The sequence below is a fragment of the Longimicrobiales bacterium genome (assembly GCA_035764935.1).
GTDB lineage: Bacteria > Gemmatimonadota > Gemmatimonadetes > Longimicrobiales > RSA9 > DASTYK01.
Genome location: DASTYK010000081.1, coordinates 1 through 11,909 on the forward strand (window position 1 = coordinate 1; position 11,909 = coordinate 11,909).

Here is an 11,909-nt window from a genome sequence, read left to right on the forward strand (position 1 = left end):
TGGTCGCGGCGATCCCGGCCGCAATCGCGTACAACTACTTCACCAACCGGCTGAACCGCTTCAGCGGCGAGATGGAAGGCTTCGCGAGCGAGTTCATCGGCACGCTGGCGCGCGAGGGGCGGCTGTGATGCGGCATGCGACGTCGCGCTATATCCACCCCGTTCACGCAGCCCTGCGCGTCGCGACACGCCGGGAAGGACGGTAGCGCATGCTGCACATGAGGCGCGGCCGGCGCGACCGGCTGCCCGTCAATGCGGAGATCAACATCACGAACCTGGTCGACGTCGCGTTCGTGCTGCTGATCATTTTCATGATCACCGCGCCGATCCTGCAGGGCGGCGTGGAGGTGGAGCTGCCGCGCTCCAGTGCGTCGCCGATCACGGCGTCCGAGGCGGTGATCGTGTCGATCGCGAGCGACGGCCGCGTGTTCCTCGACCAGGTCGAGGTCACGGAGGCCGAGTTCCCGACCGCGTTCGCCGCGTTCGTCGGCGACCAGGCCGGTGAGCGACCGGTGTTCGTGAAGGGCGATCGCAACGTTCCCTACGGTCGCGTCATGGAAGTCTTCGGCCTGCTCAAGGACCTCGACGTGCGCAACGTGTCGATGGTCGTGGAGTCGCAGGAATCGTAGTGGCACGACGTCGCACAGGCTTCGGCTCGTTCGATGCGCCCGACCCCGCGTTTGCCGCGGGCGGCGCCAGCGTCAACGTCGGCGGCGCGAGCGCTGCACGGCTTGGCGACGCCATGCGCAAGCGCCGCGTGCGGCCTTCCAGGGGCAGCGTCTTCATGTCGCTGCTCGGGCACGGCGGACTCGCCGCCGCGTTCTGGGTCGCGGGGCTGACCGTGACCGACCAGCTGCCCGAGTTCGAGGTGTACCGCGTCGAGCTGGTCTCGCCGCCGCCGCAGGTGCAGGGCGAGCCCGAGCCGGTCACGCCGACGCAGCCGGTGGTCGAGCAGCCGGAGCCGCCGGAGCCCGAGGTGCAGCAGACCGAGCCGCAACCCGAGGTGCAGACGCAGTCGGCCGTGCAGCAGGAGATCCCGCGCAAGGTCGAGGAGCCGAAACCCGCGCAGGGGAACAAGCCCGAGCCCGTCGAGGTAGGCGGTGAGGGCGCGAACGTACGCATCGAGGGCCAGGAATTCCCCTTCCCGGACTACCTCGAGAACATCGTGCTGCAGCTGCCGCGTTACCTGCGGTGGAGCGGCGCGTCGAATCTTTCGGCGACGGTGATCTTCTACATCGCTGCGGACGGGTCTGTCGGCGGACTCAAGCTGGACCGGCAGAGCGGGAACTTCAATTTCGACCTGGAAGCGATGAGCGCGGTGGAACAGGCAGGGCGACGAGGCGCGTTCGGGCCGCTGCCGGACGGGTACCAGGGAGACCGGCTGTGGCTGAGGTTTACGTTTTTGCCGCCCGGCTGATTTGTCGGGACGGCTTGAACGGCGGGTTGTGGGCGGTGGGGGATGCGAGGTGGGTGGTGGACACTTCGGGATTGAACGGCGGGTGGTGGGTGGTGGGGGCTGTGCGCTCAGTGTTCTCCGTGGTGAAACGTTGATCCTGGTGATGAGGCCGGGCCATTGGAATGGAATCATTGCACAGGATTGAGAGTGGGATGATGCGGGTTATGCGATTCGGGGTTGCGCTGGGGTTGCTGGTCTCCACTGCTGCGGCGGTGGCGGGGCAGGACCCGGAGGCGCCCAAGGGGATCGAGCTGGCGGCGCAGTACCAGACGCGGACGCAGCCGCTGCTGGCGGTGCGGCCGCTGGGAGCGCCGGTGGACCTGGTGGGTGCGGCGCAGGCGGTGCAGGGGATCCTGACGCGCGACCTGGATTACAGCGATCGATTCCGGATCTTCGAGACGCCTTCGTCGCTCGCCTCGGGGCCGATGGATTACGCGGCGTGGAACAGCGCGCGCGTCGTCTACGTCGTGGACGGCAGTGTGGAGCCGTCCGCGGATGGCGGGCTGTCGCTGCGCGTGGTCGTGCACGACATCCCGTACGCCGAGGCCAAGCCGGCGCGGACGTACACGCTGCCCGCGTCGGATGATCCCGGGTTCCGGATGGCGGTGCACTCGGTCTCCGACGAGATCGTGCGTGCGATCACGGGCGAGCCGGGCTCGGCCGCGACGCGCATCGTCTTCGTGCGGCAGAACCGCGGCAGCAACGACCTGATGATCGTGGACAGCGACGGCGAGAACCTGCGCCGGCTGACCGGCACGGAGGGGCTGATCTACTCGCCGGCCTGGGCACCCGACGCGAGCCGGATCGCGTACACGCTGCAGGGCGACGGCAGCTCCCAGCTCTTCGAGCGTGACATGAGCAGCGGCCGCATCCGCAACATGCCTGCGCCGCGCACGCAGCTCATCATGACGCCCGAGTACAGCCGCGACGGCTCGAAGCTGGCCTTCGCGGCGAGCATCAACGACCAGCTCGAGCTGTTCGAGGCGGACGTCGCAAGCGGCCGATTCCAGCAGATCACGCGCGGCCCGGCCTACAGCTTTTCGCCGTCGTACTCGCCCGATGGCAGCCGCATCGCGTTCAACTCGAACCGGCTCGGCAACCCGCACATCTACGTGATGCCCTCCGGCGGCGGTGGCGCGACGCTGATCACGCCCTTCGTCTCCGGGCAGCGCGGCTACTACACGTCGCCGCAGTGGGCGCCCAGCGGCACACAGATCACGTTCCACGGCCACTGGAACTCGCGCGGCACGTATCACGTGTTCGTCGCGGACGCGAACCGGCCGCTCTCCCAGATCCGCCAGCTCACGACCGAGGGCAACAACGAGGATCCGAGCTGGGCACCCGATGGACGACATATCGTGTACACCGCATCTGGCGGTGGCCGCAATGGCCTGTATGTTGTTGACGTTCAGTCCGGACGTGTTCGACAGCTCGCACAGGGAGTGGGGCTGCGCATGGCGGACTGGTCGCCAACGCTCGTGAGGACTAGCGGGCTCTCGAGCGGGCAGTAGGGGAGCAGCAACCAATCACCAGAGGGAGGAGTGAAGATGCTTCGACGTGCCGTGCTGTTCTCGATGCTCGTCGCGACTGCGGCGGCGTGCTCACGGAATGAGCCACCCGCGGATCCGAACCCGCCGGTCCTGCCGGACACCGCCGGTGAGGGCGCCCGCCGTGCCGCCGAGCAGGCGCGCCAGGACTCCATCCGTCGCGCCGAGGAGGAGCGGGCGCGTCGTGAGGCCGAGGCTGCCGCGACTGCGCGTGCACGCTCGATCCTCGAGGAGATGGTGTTCTTCGACTACGACGACTCGAACCTGCGTCCGGACGCGCAGGAGGCGCTGGCCCGCAAGGTCGCCGTGCTCCGTGCGAACCCGAACGTGACGCTGCGCATCACCGGTCATGCCGACGAGCGCGGCTCGATCGAGTACAACCTCGCGCTCGGCCTGCGCCGCGCGAACTCCGTGCGTGACTACCTCACGGGCTTCGGCATCAGCGCGAGCCGCTTCACGACGGAGACCATGGGCGAGGACCGCCCGCTGGATCCGGGCAGCGGCGAGTCCGCCTGGGCCCGCAACCGTCGCGGTGAGTTCTCGATCACCGGCGGCGGCGACCGCATGACGGCGCCGGGGATGTAGGAAGTACGGTGAGGGGAGCCGGTGCATCTTGGGGAGTGCCGGCTCCCTCGCCAGCGCTTTTCTACCACAGAGGACTCAGAGTTCTCTGAGTTACTACAGGATGAGACGGCGGATGCCGTCTTTCAGCAGGGGGACGTTGAAGTTGATCAGCAAGCCTACCCTGCAGCCGGACAGTTTCAGGTAGGTGAGTACCTGGGCGGTATGGACGCGATCGAGGCGCTCGACGGACTTCAGCTCTACGATCACCTTGCCACCGACCAGGAAGTCAACGCGGTAGGCGGATTCGACGGCGATTCCCCGATAACGGATCGGAATCGCCTTCTGTCGTTCGTAGGGTATACGGCGACAGAGCAGTTCGTAGGCGAAACAGGTTTCATAGGTTGACTCGAGCAGTCCCGGTCCGAGTGTCCGGTGAACTTCGATTGCAGCACCGATCACGGACGCCGTGATTCTGTTGATGTTCACTCGGTGCCCTCTGTGCTCTCCGTGGTGGAACGCCGTTCGAACGTGGCGGGGGCGCAGAGACAGAGGAATCGCCAGATGCGCCAGGCGCATAACAGCAGGAGCCAACGAATGAAAGCACGCTACTTCACCCTGCCGGTCGTCGCGCTCGTGCTGAGTGCCTGCGCAACCAAGAGCGATGTCCAGACGCTGCGGCGGGACATGGGCGCGATGCAGCAGCGGCAGGACCAGGCGATCCAGCAGCTGATGCAGCAGAACCAGCAGGTGCTGGACACGCTGCGGAACGCGATGGACCTGCAGCGGGACGCGGCGGGGATGACGAGCCACCGCTTCCAGCAGCTGGAGACGTCGCTCGCGCGGATGGAAGAGATCGTCGGGCAGACGATCCAGTACATCACGCAGCTGAACGCGCAGCTCGCGCAGTTCGCGTCCTCGGGCGCGCCGGGCATGACGCCGGCGCCGGGGGCGTCGCCGGGCTCGGAGACGGGCGGGGCGGCGTCGGCAGAGGAGTTCTACGCGCTGGGCGTGCAGAAGCTGGGTGAGGGTGCGTACGCGACGGCGCGCGCGGCATTCGGCCAGGTGATCCGGGAGTACCCGAACGACCCGCGGGCGGCGGACGCGCAGTACCAGGTCGCGGAGTCGTACTACGCCGAGCAGCAGTTCGGCGAGGCGCTGTCGGCGCTGGAGCTGGTGGCGCGGCAGTGGCCGAGCGCCGCGCGGGCGGCCGGCGCGCTGTACCGTGCGGGCGTGATCGCGGAGGAGATGGGCAATCGGGATCGCGCGCGTGAGTACTACCAGGACGTGATGCAGCGCTACCCCGACTCGGACGAGGCCCGGCAGGCGCGGACGCGGCTGCGCGAGATCTCGTGACAGGCTGACATGCGCTGCCCCTACTGCAACGGCCTGGAGGACAGGGTCGTCGACTCGCGCACGAGTCAGGAGGGGCGCGCGGTCCGACGGCGGCGCGAGTGCGTGAACTGCGGGCGTCGCTTCACGACGTACGAGTACATCGAGGAGCGGCGGCTGCAGGTCGTGAAGCGCGACGGCTCCTCGCAGCCCTATGACCGGCACAAGATCCTCGAGGCGATCCGCGTCGCGGCGACCAAGCGGCCGATCAGCAGCAGCGAGATCGAGGCGCTGGTCGACGACATCGAGGACGCCATCGCGCGTTCGGGTCGCGACGACATCGCCAGCCGCCAGATCGGTGAGCTGATCATGGACCGGCTCAAGGCGGTCGACAACGTCGCGTACGTCCGGTTCGCCTCCGTGTACCGGAACTTCCAGGATCTGGAGGAGTTCTACGAGGAGTTGCGCGACCTGTCCGCGCGGCGCGCGCGCGCAGCCGCGAGCGAGGGACAGGCCGAACTGCCGCTGTAGCACCAATGGCCGCTCTCCTGGACCGTCAGCGTCGCCCCGCCGGCAGCCCGACCGGGGAAATGCCGTTTCTCGATCACCTCGAGGAATTGCGCTGGCGCATCCTGTGGTCGCTCCTCGCCCTGATCGTCGGCTCCGGCATCGGCATCTGGCTCGTCATGAAGTACAACGTGCTGACGCTGCTGATCGAGCCGATTCAGCCGTACCTCGAGTCCGGCAAGCTGATGTACCTGAGCCCCTCCGACCCCTTCTTCCTGACACTGCGGCTCGGGCTGACCGCCGGCTTCCTGCTCGCCTCACCGATCGTGCTCTACCAGGTCTGGGCGTTCGTGTCGCCGGCACTGCTGCCGCAGGAGAAGAAGGCGATCGTGCCCGCGCTGTACCTCGGGCTCGTGCTGTTCGCGTTCGGCGTCGTGCTGGCGTACGTGTTCGCCCTGCCGATGACGCTCAAGTTCTTCATGACCAACTTCCAGACCGAGGCACTGCAGGCGAACATCATCGCGCCGACGTACCTGGGCCTGGTCGTGAAGCTGCTGCTCGCGTTCGGCGCGATCTTCGAGCTGCCGGTCGTCGTGCTGGTGCTCTCCGCGATGGGCCTGGTCACGTCGAAGTTCCTGCGTGAAAAGCGCCGCTACGCCCTGGCCGGCCTCACCATCATGGCCGCGATGATCTCGCCCGGCGACGCGATCACGGTCACGCTGCTGATGATGGTGCCGTTGATCCTGCTGTACGAGATGAGCATCGGCCTGGCGCACATGGTGGAGAAGCAGCGCGAGCGTTCGCAGGACTCGGCGGCGGCGGAGGCGGTGTGAGTCGCGGCCGCAGGTTCTTATTTTTCACCGCTGAGGCGCGGAGGGCGCGGAGGGCCCACCAGGGCTCCGGTGATGCCTCGGTATTGCGGTGCTGGTTGCATTCTTTTCTCGTGGGGATCCCGGCGGAGATCGCTCCGACCTTGATTCGAACCACCGTTCGTCGCCGCGGCAATCGTCGAACTGTTAGACAGTTTCCCCTCGGCGTCCTCCGCGCCTCAGCGGTGAAACTGCCGTTCATCGGCCTGATCTTCACACTCGCGGTTCCTGCAACCACCGCCGCCCAGCAGCCGGACACCACGACGCAGTCCAGAGCCATCGAGCGGCTGCGGCAGCGCGCGCCGCTGATCGCGCGGGACACGACGCCGGTCGATACGCTGGCGCAGGACTCGCTCGCGCCGCCGCCGCCGCAGCGGGTGGAGCTGGTCAGTGATACGGGCGGGGCGGGGCGCCGGCAGGCGGGCGGGTGGACGTCGCAGGACTCGATTGCGCGGGAGTTCATGCGCCTGTCGGGTTACGTGGCGACGGAGTACACGGCGCCGTTTGCACGCTATGACGCGGACTCGGCGCGGCTGCGGCTGGAGGGGGAGAGCAGTGTCGCGCGGGAGGGGCAGGTCCTCAACGCGGACACGTCGATCGTCTACTACGAGGACACGGGCTTCGCGTGCGGGTTCGGCGAGCCGACGCTCACGGGCGAGGGGCTGGACGCGCCGCTGGCGAGCGACTCGCTGTGCTACGACATCACCGGTGGTGTCGGTCGCGCGTACGGTCTCGCGACGAGCGTGACGGAGCAGGCGACCTGGTTCGTGCGCGGCGACTGCTGGACCGTCACCGAGGGCGGGCAGCTCTACTGTCACGACACGATCTTCACCGACTGCGACGTCGAGGAGCCACACCCGCACTACCATTTCCGCGCGAACAACGTCAAGATCCAGCGCGGCAACGTGCTGGTCGCGCGCGACGTGACGCTGCACTTCGCCGACGTGCCGGTGTTCTGGCTGCCCGTCATGATGCAGAGCCTGGAGCGCGGGCGTCGCAGCGGAATCCTGTTCCCGGAGTTCGGCGTCGCCGACATCGCCCGCACCAGCTCGAGCTACAACCGCCGGATCAGCAATGTCGGCGTGTTCTGGGCGATCAACGACTACATGGGGATGCGGCTCGCGGGTGCGTGGGAGTCGGAGAACTACTCGGCGCTGGAGATGGGGCTGGACTGGAACGTCCTGCGTCGCTTCCTGCGCGGCGGGCTGAACGTCAGCCGCTACTGGCGCGATACCGGGCAGCGTGACCTGACACTGCGGGCGAACAACAGCTGGCGCATCGACGAGCGCACGAACCTGTCGCTGAGCGCGTCGTACTCCAGCTCGACGGACCTGATCCGGAACCGCTCCTACGACCCGGAAGAGCTGAACCGCTCGATCGACTCGAACTTCAACCTGACGCGGAAGTTCGACTGGGCGAACATCTCGATCGGCGGCTCGCGGCGGCAGCAGCTGCGCGACGAGACCGTGACGTGGCAGGCGCCCGGTCTCACGGTCAACTTCCCGACGGTCACGCTGTTCGACGCGGGCCCGGGCTCCAGCGGTCCGTTCAGCAGCCTGACCTGGAACGGCAGCGGTCGCGTCGATTACAACCGGACGGACATTGCCGAGATCAACCCGCGGCCGGTGCGCAGCACGAGCGGCATCTCGGCGTCCGGCAACCACTCGATCAACCTGGGCGGCCTCGGTGTCTCGCAGTCGTTCAACGTCCGCACGCACGACGAGCTCGGCCGCGAATTGCCGGACACGCTCGGCACGATCCTGAACGACACGTCGACGTACGAGCTGAACTGGAGCACCACGGTCAGCTACCAGCAGCGGCTGTTCGCCAAGACGACGCTCACGCCGAGCCTGAACATCACGGGTCACACGCTGGGGCGGAACGAGGCGCAGATGGCGGAGCCGGTGCGCCTCAACTTCGGCGCGTCGCTCGGCACCGACCTGTACGGCTTCTTCCCGGGCTTCGGCCCGTTCGAGCGACTGCGTCATCGCATCTCGCCGACGTTCACGTACTCGTACTCGCCCGCGCCGACGTACACACCAGAGCAGCGTGACTTCTTCTCGGTCGGCGACAACCCGCTCGGCGAGCGCAACACGCTCTCGATCTCGCTGAACCAGACGTTCGAGGCGAAGTACCGGGCGGTTGAAGGCGAAGACGAGCGCGCGGGCGCAGCCGGTGACACGACCGGGGTCGAAGACACCGTGCAGGTGCTGGAGCCGGACACGACGACGGGGCCGCGCCGTCGCGAGGAGGCGCGCATCATCACGCTGCTGTCGATCAACACGAGCGCGGTGACGTATGACTTCGTGCGTGCGCGCGAGGACGGCAGGGGGCTGACGAACACGTCGATCAGCAACACGCTCTCGACCGACCTGCTCTCCAACTTCACAGTCCGCATCTCGCACAACCTGTTTGCGGACGAGTTCTTCGCGCCGGACACGGTGGCGGGCCTGCCCGGCGTGATCGGCGAGGGGCGTCGCTTCGCGCCGTACCTGACGAACATGTCGTTCGGGTTCCGCCTGGACAGCGACTCCTGGATCGCCCGCACACTCGGGCTCGGGCGTTCGCGCGACGAGGATGCGGAGCCGGGCGAGGAGCCCGACAGCATCGTCGGGCCGGGCACGACCGAGCAGCAGCAAGCCGGCATCGAGGACTGGAACCGCGACGGACCGGACGCGGGGCTGATCGGGCAGGCGGGTGCACGCTCGGGGCGGACCAGCCCCGCGGACGATGCCGTCGGCACCTGGAACGCCAGCTTCGATTACGTGCTCAACCGCTCGCGTCCGCGCCGGCTCCAGGACGGCAGGCTCACGGAAGGCAACGCCAGCCAGACGGTGCGCGGCACGTTCCGCATGCAGCCGACCCGCAACTGGGCGCTGAGCTGGCGGACCGGCTACGACTTCACGGAGGGCGAGTTCAGCGACCACACGCTGACGCTCACGCGCCGGCTGCACGACTTCGACGCGAACTTCGACTTCATCAAGTCGCAGAACGGCAACTTCCTCTTCATGTTCCGCGCGCAGCTGAGGGCGTCGCCCGATCTCAAGGTGGAGCACACGCAGCGCGACCTGGATCCGTCGAACCGGCAGTCGCGGTAACGGCTTCCATCTACCACAGAGAGCAGAAGAGCCGGGTTGACCGGGCCACCGGTGGGCGGCCAGAATCCCCGGCATGATCGAGATCGATGGCCGCTCGCTGCGGCTGGAGGACGTGGAAGCAGTCGCGCGCGGCGGGTTGCGCGTGGCGCTCGGGGCGGATGCCCGTGACCGCGTGGAACGGGCGCGCGCGCTCGTGGACCGCATCGTCGCGGAGCACCGCGTCGTGTATGGCATCACCACCGGCTTCGGTGCTCTTTCCGAGGTGGTCATCCCGCCCGAGCGGATCCGGGAGCTGCAGGCCAACCTGATCCGCAGCCATGCCGCTGGCGTCGGCGAGCCGTTCCCGGTCGAGGAGGCGCGTGCGATCACGCTGCTGCGCGCCAATGTGCTCGCGCTCGGGCATTCGGGAGTGCGACCCGTCGTCATCGAGCGGCTGCTCGATCTGCTGAACCATTCCATCACCCCGGTCATCCCGTCGCGCGGCAGTGTCGGCGCGAGCGGCGACCTCGCGCCGCTGTCGCACCTGGCCCTCGTGCTCATCGGGGAGGGGGAGGCATGGGTGGACGGTGAGCGGGTGAGCGGTGCGGATGCGCTCGCGCGCTTCGGGCTGGAGCCGCTCGTGCTGGAGGCCAAGGAAGGGCTCGCCCTGAACAACGGCACGCAGGCGCACACGGCCGTCGGCATCCTTGCACTGCTCGCGGCGGAGCGCGCGGTCGACACGATCGACGTCGCGGGCGCGCTCAGCCTGGAGGCACTGCGCGGCACCCCCGACGCGTTCGCGCCGCAGATCCAGCAGGTGCGGCCGCACGCGGGGCAGGCGCACAGCGCGACGCGACTCCGTTCACTGCTCGCCGACTCCGAGATCCGCGACTCGCATCGTGACAACGACCCGCGCGTGCAGGACGCCTATTCGCTGCGCTGCATGCCGCAGGTGCACGGCGCCGCGCGCAACGGGCTGGGGTACGTGCGCAGCGTGCTCGAGATCGAGGCCAACAGCGCCACCGACAATCCGCTCATCTTCCCGGATGACGAGATGGTCATCAGTGGCGGCAACTTCCACGGTCAACCGGTCGCGCAGGTGCTCGACCTGCTCGCCATGGTCTGCGCCGACCTCGCCGCGATCAGCGAGCGGCGCATCGCGCGCATGATCGACCCGTCCCTGTCGGCAGGGCTGCCGGCCTTCCTGGTCGAGGACGTCGGCGTCAACTCGGGGCTGATGATGGTGCAGATCGTCGCCGCGGCTCTGGTCAACGAGATCCGCCTGCGCGCCAACCCGGCCAGCACCGACAGCGTACCGACCGACAACAACAAGGAAGACCACGTCTCCATGGGCGTCGCGGCGGCGCTCAAGGCGCGCGAGGCCGTGCGGCTCCTGGAAACGGTGCTCGCGCTCGAGCTGATCACGGCAGCCCAGGGGCTGGAGTTCCTGAAGCCACTGCGCCCCGGGAAGAGAGTGGAGCAGGCGTATTCGCTGGTGCGGTCGGTGGTCGAGCCGCTGGTGCACGACCGGGTGCTGTCGGGTGACATCGCGGCGGTGGAGGGCCTGGTGCGCGAGGGTGCGTTCGCGCGCGTCTAGCTTCTTTTTTTCTACCACGGAGAGCACTGAGGACACTGAGGCGTACTGTGAAATGACTGCCAGCTTCCATGCAGCGAAGCATATTGGTAGTCAGGTTCGTCCTGGATACGCATCAGGGTAGTAAGGAAACTGTCCGGCCGTCGTGCACGATGAAAGCGATCATCCTGCGTCCGCCGGACAGACAACATCAATCCGTACTCTGTGCAACTCTGTGATATCCTCTGTGACCTCTGTGGTTAGCTTGTAAACAAATGACCAGCACCGCCACGATCTTCACGAACCTGCGCGAAGTCGTCACCTGTGAAATGCCGACGGAAGCCAGCGTCCGCAGCGGCGTCGCCGTCGTCGTGCTGGACGGCCGCATCGCCGCGATCGACGACGAGCGCATCCTCGCTGCCGCGCACCCGACGGCGGCGCGCGTCGATGCGCAGGGTGGCGTGCTGACGCCGGGCTTCGTGGACTCGCACACGCACGCGGTGTTCGGGCGGTACCGCTCGGATGAGTATGCACTGCGGTCGAGCGGCGTGCCCTACATGGAGATCGCGCGGCGCGGTGGTGGTATCCAGGCGTCGGTCAACGACGTGCGGGCCCGGTCGGAGGACGAGCTGGTCGAGCTGAACCGGCCGCGGCTGCAGCGGATGCTGCGGCTGGGCACGACCACCGTCGAGATCAAGAGCGGGTACGGCCTGCGCACGATCGACGAGATGAAGCAGCTCCGGGCGGTGCGTCGCCTGGCGGCGGACCTGCCGCTGCGGGTCGAGGCGACGCTGCTCGCGGCGCACGAGTTCCCGGCGGAGTTCCGCGACCGCCGCGACGCGTACGTCGATCTCGTGTGCGAGGAAACGATCCCCGCGGCTGCGTCGGAACAGCTCGCGCGCTTCTGCGACGTGTTCATGGAGCCGGGCGTGTTCGATGCCGCACAGTCGCGGCGCGTGCTCGAGGCGGGCATGGAGCACGGCATGAT

General features: G+C 67.8%; 11 protein-coding genes. 10 read left to right on the top strand and 1 reads right to left on the bottom strand.

Going from position 1 to position 11,909, the window contains the following annotated elements:
- Nucleotides 1–208 precede the first annotated feature (208 nt).
- The 4 genes from VFU06_06595 to VFU06_06610 all read left to right on the top strand — a co-directional run bounded on the left by VFU06_06595 (nucleotide 209) and on the right by VFU06_06610 (nucleotide 3,587).
- Nucleotides 209–628, top strand: coding sequence for an ExbD/TolR family protein (locus VFU06_06595; protein ID HEU5209064.1), 420 nt, complete (start codon nucleotides 209–211; stop codon nucleotides 626–628).
- Nucleotides 628–1,416 carry a TonB C-terminal domain-containing protein gene (locus VFU06_06600; protein HEU5209065.1) on the top strand — a complete coding sequence of 263 codons (789 nt, stop codon included), beginning with the start codon at nucleotides 628–630 and terminating at the stop codon, nucleotides 1,414–1,416. Before VFU06_06595 ends, VFU06_06600 begins: the two co-directional genes overlap by 1 nt.
- A 203-nt stretch (nucleotides 1,417–1,619) precedes the next feature.
- Nucleotides 1,620–2,966, top strand: coding sequence for a hypothetical protein (locus tag VFU06_06605; GenBank protein ID HEU5209066.1), 1,347 nt, complete (start codon nucleotides 1,620–1,622; stop codon nucleotides 2,964–2,966).
- Between the two features lie 36 nt (nucleotides 2,967–3,002).
- Nucleotides 3,003–3,587, top strand: a complete 585-nt coding sequence (locus VFU06_06610; protein ID HEU5209067.1) for an OmpA family protein — start codon at nucleotides 3,003–3,005, stop codon at nucleotides 3,585–3,587.
- A 93-nt stretch (nucleotides 3,588–3,680) separates the two neighbouring features.
- On the opposite strand, the gene VFU06_06615 is transcribed toward VFU06_06610, so the two are convergent.
- Nucleotides 3,681–4,052, bottom strand: coding sequence for a GxxExxY protein (locus VFU06_06615; protein ID HEU5209068.1), 372 nt, complete (start codon nucleotides 4,050–4,052; stop codon nucleotides 3,681–3,683).
- A gap of 108 nt (nucleotides 4,053–4,160) precedes the next feature.
- Here VFU06_06615 and ybgF point away from each other — a divergent pair, with 108 nt between their 5' ends.
- The 6 genes from ybgF to VFU06_06645 form a co-directional block, all read left to right on the top strand.
- The gene (gene ybgF, locus VFU06_06620) at nucleotides 4,161–4,919 is read left to right on the top strand and encodes a tol-pal system protein YbgF (GenBank protein HEU5209069.1); all 759 of its coding nucleotides are present in this window, start codon (nucleotides 4,161–4,163) and stop codon (nucleotides 4,917–4,919) included.
- 9 nt (nucleotides 4,920–4,928) lie between these two features.
- A complete protein-coding gene (gene nrdR / locus VFU06_06625) occupies nucleotides 4,929–5,426 on the top strand; it encodes a transcriptional regulator NrdR (GenBank protein ID HEU5209070.1) in 498 nt (165 codons plus the stop codon).
- A gap of 5 nt (nucleotides 5,427–5,431) precedes the next feature.
- Nucleotides 5,432–6,235 (top strand): twin-arginine translocase subunit TatC, encoded by an 804-nt coding sequence (tatC, locus tag VFU06_06630; GenBank protein ID HEU5209071.1) that lies wholly within the window; start codon nucleotides 5,432–5,434, stop codon nucleotides 6,233–6,235.
- Between the two features lie 221 nt (nucleotides 6,236–6,456).
- Nucleotides 6,457–9,369 carry a putative LPS assembly protein LptD gene (locus tag VFU06_06635; GenBank protein ID HEU5209072.1) on the top strand — a complete coding sequence of 971 codons (2,913 nt, stop codon included), beginning with the start codon at nucleotides 6,457–6,459 and terminating at the stop codon, nucleotides 9,367–9,369.
- Between the two features lie 73 nt (nucleotides 9,370–9,442).
- The gene (gene hutH / locus VFU06_06640; protein ID HEU5209073.1) at nucleotides 9,443–10,945 is read left to right on the top strand and encodes a histidine ammonia-lyase; all 1,503 of its coding nucleotides are present in this window, start codon (nucleotides 9,443–9,445) and stop codon (nucleotides 10,943–10,945) included.
- Between the two features lie 251 nt (nucleotides 10,946–11,196).
- Nucleotides 11,197–11,909: hypothetical protein (locus VFU06_06645; GenBank protein HEU5209074.1), on the top strand; the 713-nt coding region annotated here is incomplete at its 3' end.